Annotated in this window: 19 protein-coding genes and 1 pseudogene; 12 read left to right on the top strand and 8 right to left on the bottom strand. The window is 73.6% G+C overall.

Features of this window, described 5'->3' with window-relative positions; genetic code table 11:
* Nucleotides 1–94: 94 nt before the first annotated feature.
* Both ACIRYZ_RS14005 and ACIRYZ_RS14000 read left to right on the top strand, forming a co-directional pair.
* On the top strand, nt 95–589 hold the full coding sequence (locus tag ACIRYZ_RS14005; RefSeq protein ID WP_393029737.1) for a hypothetical protein: 495 nt from the start codon (nt 95–97) through the stop codon (nt 587–589).
* Entirely contained in the window at nt 586–1,200 is a 615-nt protein-coding gene (locus ACIRYZ_RS14000; protein ID WP_402943358.1) for a class I SAM-dependent methyltransferase, read from the top strand. The genes ACIRYZ_RS14005 and ACIRYZ_RS14000 overlap by 4 nt, the downstream gene beginning before the upstream one ends.
* 215 nt (nt 1,201–1,415) lie before the next feature.
* On the opposite strand, the gene ACIRYZ_RS13995 is transcribed toward ACIRYZ_RS14000, so the two are convergent.
* Entirely contained in the window at nt 1,416–1,823 is a 408-nt protein-coding gene (locus ACIRYZ_RS13995) for a winged helix-turn-helix transcriptional regulator (protein WP_402943440.1), read from the bottom strand.
* A gap of 93 nt (nt 1,824–1,916) precedes the next feature.
* On the opposite strand from ACIRYZ_RS13995, the gene ACIRYZ_RS13990 reads away from it, so the two are divergent.
* Nucleotides 1,917–2,666 (top strand): SDR family NAD(P)-dependent oxidoreductase, encoded by a 750-nt coding sequence (locus ACIRYZ_RS13990; RefSeq protein WP_402943355.1) that lies wholly within the window; start codon nt 1,917–1,919, stop codon nt 2,664–2,666.
* Nucleotides 2,667–2,947: 281 nt separating this feature from the next.
* Here ACIRYZ_RS13990 and ACIRYZ_RS13985 read toward each other — a convergent pair whose 3' ends face one another.
* The 4 genes from ACIRYZ_RS13985 to ACIRYZ_RS13970 form a co-directional block, all read right to left on the bottom strand.
* Nucleotides 2,948–4,006, bottom strand: a complete 1,059-nt coding sequence (locus tag ACIRYZ_RS13985; RefSeq protein ID WP_402943352.1) for an SDR family oxidoreductase — start codon at nt 4,004–4,006, stop codon at nt 2,948–2,950.
* Nucleotides 4,007–4,093: 87 nt separating this feature from the next.
* Nucleotides 4,094–4,684, bottom strand: coding sequence for a TetR/AcrR family transcriptional regulator (locus tag ACIRYZ_RS13980; protein WP_402943350.1), 591 nt, complete (start codon nt 4,682–4,684; stop codon nt 4,094–4,096).
* 57 nt (nt 4,685–4,741) lie between these two features.
* Nucleotides 4,742–5,368, bottom strand: coding sequence for a histidine phosphatase family protein (locus tag ACIRYZ_RS13975; protein ID WP_402943347.1), 627 nt, complete (start codon nt 5,366–5,368; stop codon nt 4,742–4,744).
* 66 nt (nt 5,369–5,434) lie between these two features.
* The gene (locus ACIRYZ_RS13970; RefSeq protein WP_402943344.1) at nt 5,435–6,343 is read right to left on the bottom strand and encodes an oxidoreductase; all 909 of its coding nucleotides are present in this window, start codon (nt 6,341–6,343) and stop codon (nt 5,435–5,437) included.
* A 73-nt stretch (nt 6,344–6,416) separates the two neighbouring features.
* Here ACIRYZ_RS13970 and ACIRYZ_RS13965 point away from each other — a divergent pair, with 73 nt between their 5' ends.
* From ACIRYZ_RS13965 to ACIRYZ_RS13950, 4 genes are all read left to right on the top strand, one after another.
* Nucleotides 6,417–7,445: an ArsR family transcriptional regulator gene (locus ACIRYZ_RS13965; protein WP_402943342.1), complete on the top strand. Its 1,029-nt coding sequence runs from the start codon at nt 6,417–6,419 to the stop codon at nt 7,443–7,445.
* A gap of 108 nt (nt 7,446–7,553) precedes the next feature.
* The gene (locus tag ACIRYZ_RS13960; protein WP_402943340.1) at nt 7,554–8,453 is read left to right on the top strand and encodes a glycerophosphodiester phosphodiesterase; all 900 of its coding nucleotides are present in this window, start codon (nt 7,554–7,556) and stop codon (nt 8,451–8,453) included.
* Nucleotides 8,454–8,559: 106 nt separating this feature from the next.
* Nucleotides 8,560–9,528 (top strand): D-2-hydroxyacid dehydrogenase family protein, encoded by a 969-nt coding sequence (locus tag ACIRYZ_RS13955; RefSeq protein WP_402943337.1) that lies wholly within the window; start codon nt 8,560–8,562, stop codon nt 9,526–9,528.
* Between the two features lie 42 nt (nt 9,529–9,570).
* Nucleotides 9,571–10,587: a hypothetical protein gene (locus ACIRYZ_RS13950; RefSeq protein ID WP_402943334.1), complete on the top strand. Its 1,017-nt coding sequence runs from the start codon at nt 9,571–9,573 to the stop codon at nt 10,585–10,587.
* A 10-nt stretch (nt 10,588–10,597) separates the two neighbouring features.
* Here ACIRYZ_RS13950 and ACIRYZ_RS13945 read toward each other — a convergent pair.
* Nucleotides 10,598–10,693: pseudogene (locus ACIRYZ_RS13945) on the bottom strand (M4 family metallopeptidase); the annotation flags it as partial.
* 199 nt (nt 10,694–10,892) lie between these two features.
* On the opposite strand from ACIRYZ_RS13945, the gene ACIRYZ_RS13940 reads away from it, so the two are divergent.
* Nucleotides 10,893–11,309, top strand: a complete 417-nt coding sequence (locus ACIRYZ_RS13940) for a GNAT family N-acetyltransferase (RefSeq protein ID WP_402943331.1) — start codon at nt 10,893–10,895, stop codon at nt 11,307–11,309.
* Between the two features lie 19 nt (nt 11,310–11,328).
* Nucleotides 11,329–12,657: a hypothetical protein gene (locus ACIRYZ_RS13935; protein WP_402943328.1), complete on the top strand. Its 1,329-nt coding sequence runs from the start codon at nt 11,329–11,331 to the stop codon at nt 12,655–12,657.
* A 7-nt stretch (nt 12,658–12,664) separates the two neighbouring features.
* On the opposite strand, the gene ACIRYZ_RS13930 is transcribed toward ACIRYZ_RS13935, so the two are convergent.
* A complete protein-coding gene (locus ACIRYZ_RS13930) occupies nt 12,665–14,776 on the bottom strand; it encodes an amino acid adenylation domain-containing protein (protein ID WP_402943326.1) in 2,112 nt (703 codons plus the stop codon).
* Between the two features lie 446 nt (nt 14,777–15,222).
* Between ACIRYZ_RS13930 and efeO the strand changes: the two genes are divergently transcribed.
* The 3 genes from efeO (at nt 15,223) to efeU (ending at nt 18,654) form a co-directional block, all read left to right on the top strand.
* Complete coding sequence (gene efeO, locus ACIRYZ_RS13925) at nt 15,223–16,371, top strand: iron uptake system protein EfeO (RefSeq protein WP_402943323.1); 1,149 nt, start codon at nt 15,223–15,225, stop codon at nt 16,369–16,371.
* A 95-nt stretch (nt 16,372–16,466) separates the two neighbouring features.
* Nucleotides 16,467–17,771: an iron uptake transporter deferrochelatase/peroxidase subunit gene (gene efeB / locus ACIRYZ_RS13920; RefSeq protein WP_402943320.1), complete on the top strand. Its 1,305-nt coding sequence runs from the start codon at nt 16,467–16,469 to the stop codon at nt 17,769–17,771.
* Nucleotides 17,772–17,805: 34 nt separating this feature from the next.
* The gene (efeU, locus tag ACIRYZ_RS13915; RefSeq protein WP_402943317.1) at nt 17,806–18,654 is read left to right on the top strand and encodes an iron uptake transporter permease EfeU; all 849 of its coding nucleotides are present in this window, start codon (nt 17,806–17,808) and stop codon (nt 18,652–18,654) included.
* A gap of 97 nt (nt 18,655–18,751) precedes the next feature.
* Here the strand turns inward: efeU and ACIRYZ_RS13910 are convergent, their stop codons facing one another.
* Nucleotides 18,752–19,081 carry a hypothetical protein gene (locus ACIRYZ_RS13910; RefSeq protein ID WP_402943314.1) on the bottom strand — a complete coding sequence of 110 codons (330 nt, stop codon included), beginning with the start codon at nt 19,079–19,081 and terminating at the stop codon, nt 18,752–18,754.
* Nucleotides 19,082–19,221 lie beyond the last annotated feature (140 nt).

Raw genomic sequence — 19,221 nt, 5'->3', positions numbered from 1 at the left:
ACGCGTCGTGCGGGTCTTCGGCGGGTCCGCCAGGCCCCGCCGGACGCGGCCCGAGCCACTGATCACCGAGCCGCCCGTTCGCTACGCTGTCCGGGTGAGCGTGGATCACTTCTGGCGCCGCCTGCCGGGGCGGGCCGTGGACACCTGTTCGTCGGAGGAACTCGGCGAGCTGGTGCCCCGGCACCGCGACGTCCGGTACGACCGGCTGGCCGCCGCCGGACTCGCCCTCGGCGTCCGGCAGACTGCCGTCCTGATGGAGCTCGCCCTCACCGAGAACGGCCTGCACCCCGACCCCGCCGCCCGGCTGCCGGTCTACGGCGGGGGGCGTCGGGAGGCCGGTGGCGAGATGCCGGTACTGAGCCCCGAGCAGGTCGCGGCCGCCTCCCTGTTCCTGCGGGACTCGGCGCTCGGCGAACTCGTACGCCAGCAGGACACGGTGCTCGCCCGTACGGTCGCGCGGCTCGACTACCCGACGCCCTGGTCCGAGGCCTGGGCGGCCCAGGTGGTCAACGACCTACGCGAACTACGGGACTTCTTCGCGAGCGCGGCGGCCGCCGGCGACGCGGTGGCCGTCCGGGAGGCGGAATGAGCGCGGCGGACCGGCCGGCGGGCACGGCCGGGTACGGCGAGGCGGCGGAGCAACTCGCCGTCCAGTACGAGAGCGTGAGCTTCACCGAGGTGCACCGCTCGTTGCTGCACCTCTATCCGGCGGCGCCCGCCGCCGTCCTCGACATCGGCGCGGGCACCGGCCGCGATGCGGCCGCCCTCGCCGCCCTCGGCCACCGGGTGGTCGCGGCCGAGCCGACGCCCGAACTGCGGGCCGTGGGGGAGCGGTTGCACGCGGCGTCGGGAGTGCGATGGGTGGCGGACTCGCTGCCTTCGCTCCCGCTGCTCAACGCCGAGGGCTCGCGCTTCGACCTCCTGCTGCTCACCGCCGTGTGGATGCACCTCACCCCGGCCGAATGCCCGCCCGCGATGGACGCCCTGGCCCGCCTGCTGGCCCCCGGCGGCCGCCTCGCCCTCACCCTCCGCCACGGCCCGGTCCCGCCCGGCCGCCGCATGTTCGATCTCCCGCCCGAGCGCACCGTCACCCTCGCCGACGCGCGCGGCCTGCACCTGCTGCACCGGGGCGAGCGCCCGGACCTGCACGGGCGCGGTGGCGTGCACTGGACGGAACTGGTCTTCGAGCGAGGGCGGTAGCCCCTCTGCCGTCCGGTACGGGGCTCCAGTGGCTTCGGTGGCGTGGGCCAGCGCGTCGCTGCCGCAGAGGAGTTCCTCGTGCCGACTCCGAACGAGGGCGTCCACGACGAGGTGCGTGCCCCGGCGTCGCCCCGCAGGCGGGGGTTCGAAGACAGGCCCATGCGCAGCTGGCGCCGCCGCGGGACTTCGTCGAACCGGCCCATGGGACCGGCCCGTTACCCGCGCGGTGACGCCTTCTGGCGGTCGTAGTGCTCCTGGGCGGCGAGGAGCTCGTCTCCGTGTCTGCCGAACCACTGGATGAGTTCGGTCAGCGGCCCGGCCAGGCCGGCACCGAGTTCCGTCAGGCTGTAGGTGACCTGGGGCGGGTTGGTGGGCGCGACCTCGCGGCCGACGAGCCCGGCCCGGGCCAGTGCCTTGAGGTTCTGCGACAGCATCTTCTGGCTGATGCCACCGACTCGTTGGTGCAGCTGCGCGAAGCGGTGCGGGCCGGCGATGAGGGCCGAGATGATCAGTGTCGCCCAGCGGCTCGTCGTCTGGTCCATGATCGGCCTGAGCGCGCACTTGTTGTCGAAGGTGTCGTGGGCCAGGAGCCGGTTGGCCGTCGCGACCTGCTGAGGTTCCATCACGTCAGGAGCTTACAAAAAAGTAGGTACTTCCCGATAGTAATGGACTTTCCTATGGTGACTTCTGCAAGCACCAACGTTCGAGGAGTCACTGTGAGCAGCAGCAACGCACGTACGGCGATCGTCACGGGCGCATCGAAGGGCCTGGGCGCGGGGATCGCGAAGGCACTGGCCGGGACCGGCGCGGCCGTCGTGGTGAACTACCGGGAGGATGCGAAGGGCGCCGAGCGGGTCGTCGCGGGCATCACCGCCGAGGGCGGCCGGGCGATCGCGGTCCGGGCGGACGTGGCCCGCGGCGACGACGTGCGCCGGCTGTTCGATCGGGCGCGCGAGGAGTACGGACCGGTCGACGTGCTCGTGAACAACGCGGCCGTCGCCGCCTTCGCGCCGCTGTCGGGCATCACCGAAGAGGAGTTCCAGCGCGAGATGACCACGAACCTGCTGGGCACGATCCTCACGACGCAGGCCCTGGCCGCGCAGGACGACATCGGCGCCGCGTCGATCATCAACGTCTCGACGGCGGGCACGCTCACCCACCCGCTGTACGCCTCGCTCTACGTCGCCTCCAAGAGCGCGGTCAACGCGTTCACCATCGTCGCGGCCAAGGAGCTGGGCCCGCGCGGCATCCGGGTCAACGCGATCATGCCCGGACCGTCGGACACCGAGGGCACCAGGGCCATGGGATTCCCCGGCTCGGCCCAGGAAGCGCAGGCGATCGCCGACACCCCACTGGGGCGAACGGGCACCCCGGACGACTACGGCCCGCTGGTGACCTTCCTGGCCTCCGACGACGCGCGCTGGATCACCGGGGACGTCATCCTCGCGTCCGGAGGCATGCGCTGACACTCCGTCCGTCCGGCGGCGGGGTCCGCCGCCTGCCTGTGGTCGGCGGGCCCCTGCCGCCTGATCGGTGATCGTCCGCAGGACGCACGTGCGGCCGCCGCGGCGTGGCTCGCACATTGCGGAACGCGCCCCAGGGTTCGCGGGTGCGGCGGGGGCCCTGTGCCGGGCGCAGGCGCCCGGCTCCGGCGGCTGTGCCCGGGGACGGGACGCCGGTGGTGACGCGGTGGGTTCAGCGGAGGAGGTTGCACGGGAAGTCGGGATCGCCGACTTCCCGTGCGGCTTCAGCCGTCGCCGAAGTCCTCGGCGACGAGGCGGGTGGACCAGCGCTGGAGGGCGGGGACGACGGGTGGATGGGCGAGGTTGGCCGCAGTGGCCAGACGGTCGGCGGAGGTGGTGTCGTAGCGGTCCTCGGAGAGGAAGGTGAGGGTCTCCGGGTCGGCGCCCGTGAGGAAGCGTGGGAGGCGGCGGACGAGGGGTACGGGGATCAGACCGCGGGGTGGGCGGACGTCGAGGTGGGCGGCGAGGAGGGCGATCAGGTCCGGGAGGTCCGGGGTGGTGGGGTCCAGGACGGTGTGGGCGGCGACGGGGTCGCGGTCGTGTCCGGGGACGGCGGCGAGGAACCGGGCGAGGTGGTCGACGGTGACGACCGGCAGGAAGGTGCGCCGGGTGCCGGGCAGCAGGGGGAGGCGGCCGCGGTGGAGTTGGCGCACCAGCTGGGCGAGGCCGAGGTACTGGCCCGCTTCGCCGGTTGCTGAGTGACCGATGACGCTGCTCGGATTGACGGTGGTGAGAGGGACGCCGAGCTCGGGCGCGGTGACACGGACGGCGGCGTCGCCGAGTTGTTTGGACGCCTCGTACGCGCCGAGGCGGGTGTAGAGGGCGGCGGTGGTGCCGGGGGCGAGCGGGTACCTGGGGTGGGGGTCGCGGCCGACCCGGTAGCCGGAGAGGTGGACCAGGCGCCGCAGCCGGGGCCGGGTCGCGGACCAGCGCAGCGCGTGCAGTGCGCCGCGGACGTTCGTGGGTTCGGCCTCGGCGCGGGTGAGGCCGAACTGGTAGTGGGCAGCGAGGTTGTGGACGTCGCGGACCTCGCTGAGACGGGCGTCGTCGTCCGGGGACAGGCCGAGGCCGGGACGGGTGAGGTCGGCGGTGACGGTGGTCAGCGCGGTGGTGTCGGCGCCGTGCTCGCGCAGCCACGAGCGCAGGGCGGTGCCGCGTCCGGCGTCGCGGACGGCGGCGGCCACGGTCCCTCCTCGGCCGAGGAGTTCGAGGAGCAGCCAGCGGCCGAGGAAGCCGGTGGCACCCAGGACGAGGGTGTGCGGAGGTGGAGGGGTGGGCGGCATCGACCTTCTCCCTATCTGTAGACCGGTCTGCATATTTTTTGGACATGGGCATGGGCAAGCCGCCATTGAACGGCGGCATGTCCGAACCTACGGACGGCGGGACTTCTCCGCGCCGATGAGGTGGAGGACGGCGTGCCGGGCGTCGTCCAGTGGCTCGCGACTGCGCCTGACCGACGCCAGCAGGACCGCGCCCTCCATCAGGGCCAGCGCCTGGCCGGCGGCGGTCGAGGCCTCGGCCGGTCGGAAACCCCCGGCCGCCAACTGCTCGGCCAGGATGTGCTGCCAGCTCTCGTACACCCCGGCGCAGACGGCGCGCAGGGGCTCATTGGTGCCGGCGACTTCGAGGGCGACGGTCGCGATCGGGCAGCCCTTGGTGTAGTCGGAGCTAGCCAGGCGCTCGGCGAACACTTCGGTCAGGCGCTCGGTGAGCGCGGCGGCGTCGGCTCCCTCGGCGGCCAGTGTCGTCAGCAGGTCCGCGACCTCCTGGCCGGCCTGGACGAGCGCGGCGCCGACCAACTGGTCCTTGCCGCCGGGGAAGTGGAAGTAGAGCGAGCCGCGCGGTGCGCCGGTGGCGGCCAGGACCTGGTTGAGGCCCGTGCCGAAGTAGCCCTGCTCCTCGATCAGCTCCCGGGTGCCGGCGATCAGCCGGGCCCGGGTCTCCTCGCCCTTGGCTCCCATGGCAGAGACTGTAGACCGGTCTGCATATTTTGTCGACGCCCTCAGATCCTCGGGCCCTCAGATCCGCAGTTCGGGCGGGAAGCCCGTCCAGCGCAGTTCCTCCGGCAGGTGGCCCTGGTCGTTGAGTACGAGCACCGAGGACGGGCGGCCGGGGGCGAAGCGGAGGACGGTCAGGGCGGCGTTGGCTGCGTTGAGGCCGAGCCAGCGCCAGGTGGGGGCGTCGAGGGTGTGGCGGATCAGCCAGCCGACCAGGAAGGCGTGGGTGACGACCAGTTCGTGGCGCTCCTCCGTTCCCGCCGCCGGGCCGGTGAACCGGGCGACGGCCCGGCGGGCCAGGTCCTGCCCGTCCGCGGCCTCCTCCGCCGTGGTGCCGGCGAGGAAGCGCATCAGGGACTCGGCGCTGTCCTCGGGCAGTTCGTCGCGCGGCGGCAGGTGTGGAACGTAGTCCCCCGCCTCCGCGCAGGCCGACACCGCCACCCCGCCGCCCAGTTGCTCGCCGATCAGCCGTGCGGTCTGCGCGGCCCGGGGCAGCGGGCCGTGGTGCACCGCGGTGATGGGCCGGTCGGCCAGTCGGCGGCCGAGGAGGATGGCCTGGCGGCGGCCGGCGGCGGTGAGGTCGCTGTCCTCCGAGGCGGCCTCGCCGTGGCGGGCGAGGTAGAGGTAGCGGGTGGCGGTGTCGGTCATGCTGCGGGGCTCCTCAGGGATGGGTGATGTGACGGAGCGACGCACGCGGGGCGGTGACGGTTCCGGTCAGCCGGTGTGGGCCTGGTCCAGCAGGGCGAGTTCCTCGGCGGTCAGCTGGACGGCGCCGGCGGCGATGTTGTCCTCCAGGTGGGCCACGTCGCCGGTGCCGGGGATGGCGAGGACGTGCGGGCCGCGGTGCAGCGTCCAGGCGAGGCGGACCTGCGCGGTGCTGATGCCGCGGGCCCGGGCCACCTGCTGGACCTGGGCGGATTCGGTCTCGCCGGCGCCGTACTGCCGCCCGGTGCCGGCGATGGCGTAGAAGGGGACGAAGGCGATGCCCTGGTCGCCGCAGAGTCGCAGCAGCGCGTCCTGTTCGGCCGAGGCGCCGATGCCGTACGGGTTCTGGACGCAGACCACGGGGGCGATGGCCTGGGCCTCGGCGAGCTGGTGCGGGCGGATGTTGGACAGTCCGAGGTGGCGGATCAGCCCGGCCTCGCGCAACTCGGCGAGCGCACCGAAGCGTTCGGCGACCGAGTCGGTGCCGTGGATGCGCAGATTGACCAGGTCGAGGTGGTCGCGGCCGAGTTGGCGCAGGTTCTGCTCGACCTGGGCGCGCAGCCGCTCGGGGGTGCGGGCGTGCTCGGCCCACTCGCCGTCGATGCCGCGGGCGGGGCCGACCTTGGTGGCGATCACGAGGTCGTCGGAGTAGGGCGCGAGCGCCCGGTTGATCAGCTCGTTGGCGGAGCGCAGCGGGGAGAAGTAGAAGGCGGCGGTGTCGATGTGGTTGACGCCGAGCTCGACCGCGCGGCGCAGCACCCGCAGGGCCTGCTCGCGGTCGCGCGGTGCGGCGTCGGGCACGAGCGCGGGGCCGGACTGCGGCAGGCGCATCGAGCCGAAGCCGATCCGGTGGACGACGCGGTCGCCGAGGGTCCAGGTGCCGGAGGCGGTGGCGGTCACGGTGGTGTCGGAAGTCATGCCAGTCATGATCGGGACTGCACTAGCCTGATCGCCACTGATTCGAGCATGTGTGAATCCACGGGGGTGGGTGTTGGCGGCGGAGCTGCTGTTCACTGCGGGGGACCTGGCGCGGATGCGCTTCGCGGTATCGCCGATGTGGGAGGTCGGCCCGAGCCTGCGGCTGCTGGGCTCCGGACTCCCGCACGCCGTCCACCGGCCCTGGGCGGAGCAGGTGCGGCCCCGGCTGGCGGCGCTCGGCCCGGCGTCCGGGCTGCTCGCCGAGCTCGTCCCGCCGACCGGCTACGTACCCGACTTCATCAACCCGGCCCCGGCCGGGCCCGCGCCCACCCTGGCCGAGGAACTGGCCGCGATCCGGGCCACCCCCGCCGGGCAGGTCCGGCGCGACCTGGACCGGCTGGCGGCGGAACAGGGCCGGCTCGGGCCCCGGCTGCGGGCGCTGCACGCCGATCCGGCGGCCGGGCTGGCCCGAGTGACCGAGGCGGTCGAGGCGTACTGGGAGCTGGCGCTCGCGCCGTACTGGGCGAGGATCCGCGCGGTGCTGGACGCGGACGTGCTGCACCGGGCCCGGCAGGCTGCCGAGTACGGGGCCGAGCGGGTGCTGAACGACCTGCACGCGGAACTGCGCTGGACGGAGGACACCCTGCGGCTGCGCCACCGCACCCGTCCGCTGCCCCGGCGCGCGGCCGGAGCGGGCCTGCTGCTGATCCCGTCCGCCTTCACCGGCCCGGGCCTGTACACCCGCCTCGGCCGACAGGACCCGTCAGGCTCGCAGGACTCGTCAGGCCGGCAGGACCCGCCGCAGCTCGCCTACCCGGCGCGCGGGATCGGCGGTCTCTGGGCGGCCGCCGCGCCGGCGCCCGGCACCGAGGCGCTGGCGGCGGTGCTCGGCCGCTCCCGCGCCCTGCTGCTGTCCGAGCTCGCCGCCCCGGCCTCGACCACCGAGCTGGCCCGGCGGACGGGGCTGTCGCCCTCGGCCGTGTCGCAGTACCTGACGGCGCTGCGGGACGCGCGCCTGGTGAGCGCCCACCGTGCGGGGCGCTGGGTGCTGTACGCCCGGACGGCCTCGGCGGAGGCGATGTTGGCGCCGCTGGGCCCGTAGGCTCCGCCGGCACCGCTGGCTCCGAATGGCTGCTTCACCCGCGAAACATCACCGTCGGTTCCCGGTTCCGCCGGGGAAGGTCCGCTCACGGCCCGTAGTGTGCCGGACATGACATCCAGTCAGCGCCACCGCCGTCGCCGTCCGGCCGGCCTGGCCGCCGCGCTGCTCGCGGCCGGCCTCGGCGGCCTCTCCGTGACCGGAGCGCCCGCCATGACGCCCACCGTGACGCCCGGCGCCCGCTGGATCCGCCCGGCGGGCACGCCGATGACCGTCTTCGGCCACCGCGGCGCCGCCTCCGCCGCCCCCGAGAACACCCTGGTCTCGGACGAGGTGGCCCGTCGTGGCGGGGCCGAGTGGATCGAGGACGACGTCCAGCCGAGCAGGGACGGCGTCCCGTACGTGTTGCACGACGACACCGTGAACCGCACCACCGACGGCACCGGCCGGGTCCGCGATCTGACCGCCGCCCAGCTCGACGCGCTGGACGCCGGCTCCTGGTTCGCCCCCTCCTACGCCGGCACCCGCCTGCCCACGCTCGCCGCCCAGTTGGACGACCTGCGCATCCGGGGCGGCAGGCTGCTGCTGGAGATCAAGGGCCCGCACACCAGGGACGAGGTCGCCCGGATCGTCCAGGTCGTGCGCGAGCACGGCATGACCGGCCGGGTCTTCGTCCAGAGCTTCCAGGAGGAGGCGCTGCGCCACACCCGCGAGCTGGCCCCCGAACTGCCGCTCGGCCTGCTGCGCTCCACCCTCGACCCGGACCCGGTCGCCATCGCCCGCGACCTCGGCCTGAGCGCCTACAACCCGGCGGACGAGGCGCTGGCCACCCGCCCCGAGGTGGTCAAGGACCTGCACGCCGCCGGAGTGGCGGTCAACGTCTGGACGGTCGACCAGCCGGCCCGCTGGAAGGTGTTGGAGGCCGCCGGGGTGGACGGCGTCATCACCAACCGGCCCGCGGAGCTGGTGGGTTGGAACGAGGCCCGGGCGCAGTTCGGCGGCGCCCGCTAGGCTGCGCCCGTAGGAGTGGGATGGCCCCGACGCGCCCTGGCGGACCGGTAGGCCACCGCCGGACCCGGCGCCCCGGAGCAGGGGAGCCGTCTGCGAGGCTGAGGTCATGACGCTTCCGACGCTCCGCTGCGCCGTCCTCGACGACTTCCAGAACGTCGCCTTCAGCATCGTCGACTGGTCCCCGGTGGCCGACCGGGTCGAGGTGACGGCGTTCCACGAGCACCACGACTCGGAGGACGAACTCGCCGAAGCACTCGCCGACTTCGACATCATCGTCACCCTGCGCGAGCGCGTGCCCTTCCCCGCCTCACTGTTCGCCCGGCTGCCGAAGCTCAAGCTGCTGATCGCCTCCGGCATGCGCAACTCGGTGATCGACTACGCGGGCGCCGAGGCACACGGCGTGACGGTCTGCGGCACCGCCAGCTCCGGAACCCCGCCGGTCGAGCTGACCTGGGCACTGCTGCTCGGCCTGGCCCGGGGCATCGTCCAGGAGAACACCGCGCTGCGCGAAGCCGGACCCTGGCAGAGCACCGTCGGCGCCGACCTGCACGGACGGGTGCTCGGGGTGCTCGGCCTCGGGCGGATCGGCGCGCTGGTGGCCAAGGTCGGGCTGGCCTTCGGGATGGACGTCGTCGCCTGGAGCCGGACCCTGACGGACCAGCGGGCGGCCGAGGCCGGCGTGCGCCGGGCGGCCGACAAGGAACAGCTGCTGCGCGAGAGCGACTTCGTCTCCCTCCACCTCGCCTCGAACGAGGGCACCCGGGCGCTGATCGGCGCCGCCGAACTCGCCCTGATGAAGCCCGAGGCCTACCTGGTCAACACCTCCCGAGCGGCGATCGTCGACCAGGACGCGCTGCTCGCCGCGCTCACCGAGGGCCGGATCGCGGGCGCCGCGGTGGACGTCTTCGACATCGAGCCGCTGCCCGCCCACCACCCGCTGCGCACCGCGCCCCGCCTGCTCGCCACCCCGCACCTGGGGTACGTCTCGCGGGACAACTACCGGCGGTACTACGGCGAGGCGGTGGAGGACATCGCGGCGTTCCTCGCGGGTGAGCCGATCCGCCGTCTGGGCTGATGTCGGCACCCCCGGCCAGGCCTCCGGTCGCATACTGACCGCATGACGTGCGGAGACGGTGGCCGGGGCACTGGGCGGCGCGAGGTGCTGCGGGCGGGTGCGGCGGCGGTGCTGCTGGGTGCGGCGGGGTGTGCGAGCGGCGCCGAACCGCAGGCTCCGGCGACGAGTTCGGGTACGGCGGCGACGAAGGCGCCCACGCCGAGCGTGGCCGGGACGCCGACGCCGACCCTGCTGCCCAACCCGCCGCTCTGGCAGCCCGGCCCCGGCGAGATCCAGCCCGACGTCAAGCGCCGAGCCGTCGAGCTGGTGGCCGCGCTCGGGGCCTGGCCGCCCGGAGGGCGGGGCACGGAGGCGGCCCGGGCCCGGGTGGCGGCGCTGGGGCTGCCGCCCGGGCTGGCGGACCAGGCCGGGCCGCTCGCCCCGGCGGCGACCGAGGCGGGCCTGGAGGTGATCGACGCCCAGTACGGCGGGATCCTGGCCGACTCGGCGAGCGTGCTGGTGGTCTGCCGCCAGTGGACCAGGGACGCCGACGGTTCGGTGGTCGGGGGCGGCACCACCGTGGACGTGCGGCTGAGCCGGGCCGAGCCGCGCTGGGCCGTCACCGCGCTGCACCCGGGGGAGCCGGGCCCGGCGGCCGCCTCGCCCGCCCCGGCGGTGGCCAGGGTGCTCGCCGAGCCGAGGATCGAGCTGCCGCCCGCGGCGGCGGCCGACCTGCGCAGCGGCGCCGTCCACGACAGCGTGCCGGCGGCGATGCTGCGGCTGGCCGGCCCGTACTCGCTCTCGGTGAGCGTGGTGCGCAGCGGCCATCCGCTGGACGTCTTCGGGACGACCCGGCCCAGCGACCATCCGCTGGGCCGGGCCTTCGACGTGTGGCGGATCGACGGCCGGGCGGTGGTGGACCCGGCCACGCCCCGGCAGCTGGTCGAGTCCTTCATGCGGGACGCGGCCGCCGCCGGTTCGTACAACGTGGGCGGGCCGGTGGCGATCGAGGGGGTCGGCAACCAGTTCTTCACCGACGACACCCACCACGACCACGTCCACGTGGGGTTCGACAGCTGAGTGCGGGGCCTCAGTTGACGTTGACCGCGCTCCAGGCCGCGGCGACCGCGCCGTACTCGGCGCTGCCGGCGCCGTACAGGTCGCGGGCGGCGTTGAGCGAGGCGGCTCCGGCCGTGCGGGCACGGCCGGAGGAGGAGGTGGGGCTCACTCTGACTCCAGTGGGGGTAGCTGCAGGGAAAAGAGCTGCGACAGAGATTGACGACGATCAGTCAGGTTGAGCTAGAGGAAAGGTCATAACTTTGCCAAGTTGTGTCCTGGCCAAATCAAAAATGATCGAAAGTTAACAAGCGGTCTACGCTGCCGTCGTGACGATCGACCACCCGGCGACCGACTACCAGTGGCGCGGCGCCCTCACCGACCTCGAACTCGACACCCTGCACGCCGAGGGCTTCGGCCACCCCGTCCAACCCGGCGGCTGGCTGGCCCGGTTGGAGCGGCACAGCCTCGGCTGGGTCACCGCCCGCCGGGCCGCCGACGCGGCCCTGGTCGGTTTCGTCAACCTCGCCTGGGACGGCAGCGACCACGCCTTCCTGCTGGACACCGTCGTCGCACCGCAGGCCCAGCGGCAGGGCGTCGCCACCCGCCTGGTGGCCGAGGCCGCCGACGGCGCCCGCGCGGCGGGCTGCGCCTGGCTGCACGTCGACTTCGAGCCGCACCTGCGTGCCTTCTGCCTCGACGGGTGCGGTCTGCGGCCCACCGACGCGGGGCTGTTGGCACTCTGAGGCCCTAAGCTCTCACCCCATGGACGGATGGGTGGGGGCCTGGACCGGCGCGCGGGCGGCGGTCCACATCGGCAACGTCGCGGACTTCAACGCGCAGTTCTTCGCGCCCGGCATGGACGCGGCCCAGCGCGCCCGGCGGCTGCGGCAGGCGCACCACTACGCCTGCCTGGCCGCCTGCTACAGCCCGGAGCCGGCGCTGCTGGTGCTGCCCGCCGAGGTGGACCGGGAGTGGATCGACTGGCTGGCCCGGGAGTTGGCCTGGGGTCCGGTCGAACTGCACAGCGGGGTGGCGGTCGGCCGGACGGTGGCCGAGGCGCTCGGCGACCGGCCCGCCCTGGTCGCGCGGATCGCCGACTCCGGTCACCCGGTGGTCAGTTGGGGCCGGACGGTCGCGCAGGGCGAGGGGTCCGAGCTGGCCGCCGTCCGCCGGTACGAGTCCAAGGCCGCCGCCCACGAGCTGTTCGCCGCCCTCGCGCCCGGGCACCCCGGGATCACCGTCCCGGCGCAGGAACGCCCGGGCGGCCGCCGCCGGGCCGCCCGTCGGCTGACCGTCCGCGCAGCGCGGGGCCTGACCACCGTGCTGAAGAGCCCGCACGGCGTCGGCGGCTACGGCACGATCGTGGTCGAACCCGCCGAGCTCTTCGCCGCCGGCGGCGGAGGCGCCCTGCTGCGCCGCCTGGTCCGCTCCGAAATCCTGCCGCCCCACGGTGAGTTGCTGTTGGAGGAGTACGTCGACGCGGGCCCGGCCGCCCGGCTGCGCGACCTCACCTACGACGCCGTGATCGGCCCGGACGGCACCGTCCACCCGGTCGGCGCGGGCGCCATGGAGGTGGCCGGCACCCGCTACCAGGGCGCCACCGTCGGCCCCGGCGCGGTGCCGCGGGCCGCCGCCGAGACGGCCCGCGGCTTCGCCCTCGCGGTGGGGGAGCGGCTGGCCGCCGACGGCTACCGAGGCTGGTACGACGTCGACTTCGTCACCGACCGGCAGCGCCGGCTCGCCCCCACCGAGATCAACCTGCGGCTCACCGGCCCCGCCATCGCCTTCATGCTGCGCGAACGCCTCGACCGGGTGCGCGGCCCCGGCCACCTGGTCCGCACCCTGGACGCCATGCCGCTCGGCGCCCGGCTCGCCCCCGAGGCGCTGTACGACCACCTCGACCGGCTGCGCCCGCGCTGCGCCCGGCTCGGCGTCACCCTGCTGCCGCTGATCCCGACGGCGGGCCACGACCCGGAGCCCGCCGTCGGCCTCGCCCTGGCCGGGCCGGACGCCGAGGCGATGGACGCCGCGCAGGCGCTGCTCACGGCCGCCAACCACGCGCTGACCGGGATGTTCGAAGCGCTGCGCTGAAGCCTGGCTACTTCTTGGTGGTCTTCGGCTTCTGCAGCAGGAAGATCACGACCACGACCGCGGCCAGCATCAGCGGGATGTTGAAGACGTAGACCAGTGCGGTCTGGCGCGGCCAGTCCGTGGGCTTGGCCAGCCGGTAGAGGTTGTCCTGCGGCCACCAGGAGGCGAGCAGCCAGAACACCGAGAAGTGGGTGAGCAGCGACAGCCGGAGCGAGCGGCCCTGCCGCAGCACCGCGGGCAGGCCGAGGAAGAGGAACGCCAACCCGGTGCCGAAGGCGGCGCATTCGCAGAAGTAGAGCAGTCCGAACCAGAAGTGGTACTCGGGGGGCACCGCCGAGAGGTCCGTCGAACCGGGGAAGAAGTTGTCGGTGAGGGCCCGGGTGAGGATGGTGGTGACCACCGTGATGAAGAGCGCCAGGCAGCCCGTCACCTCGGTCGTGTTGTTCGCCCCGCCCCCGGCCTTGCCGCCGCCCTTCCTGCTACCGCCCGCCTTGGCCGACCGTGGCGCGGTGTGCTTCGGTGGGGCCGGCAGCGGCAGCTTGGTGCGGTCCAGCTTCCCGGCCCGGGTGCGCGGCAGCTCAGGGACGGTTATCACGGCGGCGGGTGTCGAGTAGCCCCTGAGCTCCGTCAGCAGGTACTGGGTGAGTGACCAACCGTCCACCGCGTCCGGCGGCCCCTGCACGGGCACCGCGTAGCCGACCATCAGCCGCTGCCCGGGCGACGGCTCCACCTCGACGACGGCCGCCTCCTGCACCGCCGGGTGCGCCCGCAGCGCGCCCTCCGCGCGGGCGGCCGCCTTGACCCGGGTGGCCACCGAGGTCGCCCGCTCCGCGCCGAGCCGCCCGACCACGGTCGACGCCCGGCCGACGAACTCCAGCACGCCGTCCGCCCGGAGCAGCCCGAGGTCCCCGGTCAGCAGCACCCGCCCGTCCGGGTCGTAGTCCGCCCGGACGAAGCGGCGGGCGGTGTCCGCCGGCCGGTTGAGGTAGCCGCGGCCCAGACCGGAGCCCGCGATCGCGATCTCGCCGACCCGGCCGGGCGCCACCGGGGTGGCGTGCGGCCCCAGCACGTATATCCGGGTGCCGGGGAAGGGGCGGCCGACCAGTGAGACCCGCTCGGCGCCCTCGGCGGCGGCCGCGCCCCGGACGTCGAAGTAGGTGCTGTCCACGGTGGCCTCGGCCAGGCCGTAGACGTTCAGCACCCGGGTGCCGTCGCCGAGCAGCCGCTGCAGGCCCAACTGCTCGTCCAGGTACCACTTCTCGGCGCCCACGGTGAGCAGCCGCACCCCGGGCAGCGAGCCGCCGGTCGCGCTCAGCAGGGCGGTGAGGCGGCGGGCGGTGCGGACGTTCAGCTCCATGGCGGTGATCCGCTCCTCCGTCACCAGGGCGGGCAGGGCGGCGAGGTCGGCGGTGCGGTCGAGGGTCAGGTTGAACGGGGCGACCACCAGGGTCGCGCCGGTGCCCAGTGCGCGGACCCAGTCGGCGGTGAAGACGTCGAACTCCAGGCTCGCCGTCTGCAGGATCCGGTCCTCGGGCGTGAGCCCGTACACCTCGCGCCAACCCGCGTACGCGGCCAGCAGGTTGCGGTGCTCGACCAACGCGCCGGTGGGCAGGCCGGTGGAGCCGGAGGTGTAGAAGACGCAGGCGAGGTCGCCAGGGGCGACCTCGGGACACTGGAACTCCCCGTCCGGTAACGCGAGGGTGTCGACGCAGACCGGCTGCGCCCCGCCCGCGTCCGCCAGCCGGACCCGGTGCCGCTCCTCGGTCAGCACCAACTCGGGCGCGGCGTCGGCCAGCACGTGCCGCAGCAGCGCGTCGGGCGCGGTCGGCTCCAGCGGAACGAACGCGGCGCCCGCCTTCAGCACCGCCAGCATCGCGACGTACACCTCGGTGCCCCGGCCCAGCGCGACCGCCGCCCGGCCGCCCGGGGCCAGCCCGCTCCGTGCCAGGTGGGCGGCCAGCCGCCCGGCCCGCGCGTCCAGCTCCCCGTACGTCAGCTCGGCGTCGCCGCAGCGCACCGCCACCGCCTCCGGCGCCCGGCGCGCCTGGTGCTCGAACAGCCCGTGCAGCGTGGTGGCCGCCCGGTCGGTGTCCGTGGTCATCGAGTCGTCCGTGGTCATCGAGTCTTTCCTTCCTCCCCCAAGGAAAAGCACAATCCTCCTCCCAACTCCCCTCGCGCAAGGGGGTTCTGGCGCGTCCACGGCTCGGACGGCCGGGGTCCGGTCCGGCCGACGGCGGTACGGTGCACACGGACGGTCGGCGCCGGCCCGTCCGGTGCGGCGCCCCCGCCCGTACCTGCCCGGCACCTCGATCGGAGATCTGGAACATGAGCGCGTCCTTCGACGGCCCACCCGATCCGGATCTCCCGTCACGAGGGCCGCTGGACGGCCCGCGCCGCCGCCCGCCGCACCCCGGGGAGGTAACGCTTCGAGCGGGGTTCGAGGGGGCGGGTATCAACGGTAAAGACTTCTTACGTAAGGTATGCCTTAGCTAAAAAGGAGGCGCCGGCCTGGTCGGCGCTTTACCCGGCCTTGGCACCCCCATGCCCTTTTCCGTTGGAGCCCCCATGCCCGCCCGCCGCCGTTCCACCGCAGCCGCGCTGCTCACCCTCGCCGTGGCGACCGCCGCCCTGGCCGGCTGCGCGTCGAAGAAGGACGACAAGGCGGGCGGTGCGGACGCGGTCAAGGTGAACGCCACCGACACCGCCTGCGAGGTCTCCAGGACCAGCTTCCCGGCCGGCCACGTGGTCCTGGACATCAGCAACAAGGGCTCCAAGACCACCGAGGTCTACGTCTACGCCGCCGGCGACAAGATCGTCACCGAGCGCGAGAACATCGGCCCCGGCACCAAGGCCACCATCAACGCCGAGATCAAGGCCGGCTCCTACGAGGTCGCCTGCAAGCCCGGCATGGTCGGCGACGGCATCCGGCAGAAGATCACCGTGACCGGCGAGGGCGGCAGCTCCGCCCCGGCGGACCCGCGCCTGGCCGCCGCCGTCGACGCCTACCACACGTACGCCCAGGAGCAGGCCGACGCCACCGTCCCGGCCGTCCAGGCCTTCGCCGACGCGATCAAGGCCGGCGACCTGGAGAAGGTCAAGTCGCTGTACGCGCCCTCGCGCACCGGCTGGGAGCGCACCGAGCCGGTCGCCGAGAGCTTCGGGGACGTCGACCCCAAGACCGACACCCGCGAGGACAAGCTGGAGCAGGGCCAGCAGTGGACCGGCTGGCACCGGCTGGAGAAGGCCCTGTGGGCCGACGCCAGGATCGGCGACGACGAGAAGAAGCTCGCCGACCAGCTGGTCGACGACCTCAAGGACTGGCAGAAGAAGATCCCCTCCGCCGAGATCACCGCGACCAGCATGGCCAACGGCGCCAAGGAGCTGCTGGACGAGGTCGCCACCAACAAGATCACCGGCGAGGAGGACCGCTACAGCCACACCGACCTGGCCGACTTCCACGCCAACGTCGAGGGCGCCCAGAAGGCCTACGAGCTGCTGAAGCCGGTCGCCGCCGAGAAGGACCCGGAGCTGGCCAAGACCCTCGACTCCGAGTTCGCCGCCATCAACGCCCTGCTCGCCAAGTACAAGCAGGCCGACGGCACCTTCACCCCCTACGACAAGGTCACCGACGCCGAGCGCAAGACCTTCTCCGACGCGGTCAACTCGCTGGGCGAGCCGCTGTCGAAGCTGGCCGCCGCCGTGGTCGTCAAGTGACCGGTCAGCGGTAGCAGTTCCCCCGCGCCGGGGCCGTGGCCCCGGTGATCCAGCGACAACGCAGTTCAGCAAGAGTGAGAAGGGCCAGCCCGCCGATGGACGCCGAGAACGAGAAGCAGTACGGCACGCCGGCCGCTGCCACCACCGACAACCGGGGCGCGGTCAGCCGACGCGCCGTCATCGGCTGGGCCGGCGCGGGCGTCGCGCTCGGCGCCGCCGCCGTAGGCTCGGTCGCCGCCGCCGGCCGCCAGGACGACGACCCGGCCCCCGCGCCGGGCGGGGCCACCGGCGCCGAGGTGCCGTTCTACGGCGACCACCAGTCGGGCATCGCCACCCCGGTCCAGGACCGGCTGCACTTCGCGGCCTTCGACGTCTCCGCGACGGCCACCCGGGAATCCCTGGTCAAGCTGCTCAAGGAGTGGACCAAGGCGGCCGCCGCGATGACCGGCGGCCGCGAGGTCGGGACCGGCGCGGCGAGCGGCCTGCCCGAGGCGCCGCCGGACGACACCGGCGAGGCCATGGGCCTGCCCGCCTCCCGGCTCACCCTCACCGTCGGCTTCGGGCCCAGCCTGTTCGAGAAGGACGGCACCGACCGCTTCGGCCTCAAGGCCCAGCGTCCCGAGGCCCTGATCGACCTGCCGAACTTCAAGGGCGACAAGCTCGACCCGCTGCGCAGCGGCGGCGACATCTGCGTCCAGGCCTGCGCCGACGACCCGCAGGTCGCCGTGCACGCGATCCGCAACCTCGCCCGGATCGGTATGGGCACCGTCAGCATCCGCTGGTCCCAGCTGGGCTTCGGCAAGACCTCCTCCACCACCCCGGACGCGCAGACCCCGCGCAACCTGATGGGGTTCAAGGACGGCACCCACAACATCGCGGGCACCGAAACCGCGAAGCTCTCCGAGCACGTCTGGGCCGCCCCCGGCGACGGCCCGGAGTGGATGACCGGCGGCTCCTACCTGGTCGCCAGGCGGATCCGGATGCACATCGAGACCTGGGACCGCACCTCGCTCAAGGAGCAGGAGGACACCTTCGGCCGCACCAAGGGCGAGGGCGCCCCCTACGGCAGGGCCAAGGAGCACGACGCCCCCGACCTCAAGGCGATGCCCGCGACCTCGCACGTCGCCCTGGCCCACCCGGACGCCAACAACGGCCTGATGATCCTGCGCCGCGGCTTCTCCTTCACCGACGGCACCGACGGCCTCGGCCGTCTGGACGCCGGGCTGTTCTTCCTCGCCTACCAGCGGGACACCCGCAAGGCCTTCGTGCCGCTGCAGCAGCGGCTCGCGGGCTCGGACAAGCTCAACGAGTACATCCAGCACGTCGGCTCCGCCCACTTCGCCTGCCCGGCGGGCGTGCGCAAGCCGGGGGAGTGGTGGGGCCAGGCCCTGTTCGGCTGATGTCACCCGCCCCTACCACCCTGAGGAGTCAGCCGTGTTCGGCAACTACCTGATCGGCCTGCGCGAAGGCCTCGAAGCCAGCCTGGTCGTCTGCATCCTGATCGCCTACCTGGTCAAGACCGACCGCCGGGACAAGCTGCCGCCGGTGTGGCTCGGCGTCGGCTCGGCCGTGGTGCTCTCGATGGTCTTCGGCGCGGTGCTGCAGTTCGGCTCCTCGCAGCTGACCTTCGAGGCCCAGGAGGCGCTCGGCGGTTCGCTGTCGATCATCTCGGTCGGGCTGGTGACCTGGATGGTGTTCTGGATGCGGCGCACCGCCCGGCACCTGAAGACCGAGCTGCACGGCAAGCTGGACGCGGCGATCGCGATGGGCACGACGGCCCTGGTGGTCACCTCCTTCCTGGCGGTCGGCCGCGAGGGCCTGGAGACCGCGCTGTTCATCTGGTCGGCGGTGCAGGCCACCGACGACGGCTGGAACCCGCTGGCCGGCGCCGCGCTCGGCCTGCTCACCTCGGTGATGCTCGGCTGGCTGTTCTACCGCGGCGCGCTGAAGATCAACCTGGCGAAGTTCTTCACCTGGACCGGTGCGATGCTGGTCGTGGTCGCGGCCGGCGTGCTCGCCTACGGCGTGCACGACCTGCAGGAGGCCGGCTGGCTGCCCGGCCTGCACAGCCTGGCCTTCGACATCTCCAGCACCATCCCCAAGGACAGCTGGTACGGCACCCTGCTGAAGGGCGTGTTCAACTTCCAGCCGGACCCGACCGTGCTGCAGCTGGTGGTCTGGCTGCTCTACCTGGTCCCCACCCTGGCCGTCTTCTTCAACATCCTCGGCGGGGGCAGCAAGACCAAGCCCGCCCAGCCCGTCACGGCCAAGCCGGCCGCCTGATCCGGCAGTTCACCACCACGCACCACAACGCACCGCCCCGCCACGGCCGTCCTGCCGTGGCGGGGCGGTGTCGTGTGCGCGGCCCGGGCACCGCCCGTCAACGGCCGCAGCGGGAGAGCAGGACGATCAACAGGACGAGCCCGAGCGTCCCCGCGACGACCCAGCGGGCAATGCCGAGGGGCCCGTACTCCTCGTCGAAGCCACGCGAGCGGGAGCCACGCGGGCCGGAGCCCTGCGCGTCGGAGTTCTGCACGTGGTGCGTGCCCCACAGGTGCTCCTGGGCCTTCTGGCGAGCGAACAACTCGGCCCGCTCGCGGTGGCCGCAGCTGTCGCACTCCACCCGCTGGACCTCGTCACGGCCCTGGGCGATCCGCACGACGTGCTGACGACCTTTCGCGTCCACGCCCGATATCCGACGTACGTCCATGACCCGCCCCCTTCGCGGCGTGCTCGGTGTGCCCGGCCCGCGCCCCGAGTATGCCGGGACCGGATGGAACCACACGGGCAGCGTGGTGTTCACCGGCCCGTGACGCGAAAGGAGCCCTCGGACGGCTCGTCCGAGGGCTC

This window comes from Kitasatospora sp. NPDC101155, assembly GCF_044768305.1.
Lineage (GTDB): Bacteria > Actinomycetota > Actinomycetes > Streptomycetales > Streptomycetaceae > Kitasatospora.
This window is presented reverse-complemented; position numbering and strand designations above follow the sequence as displayed.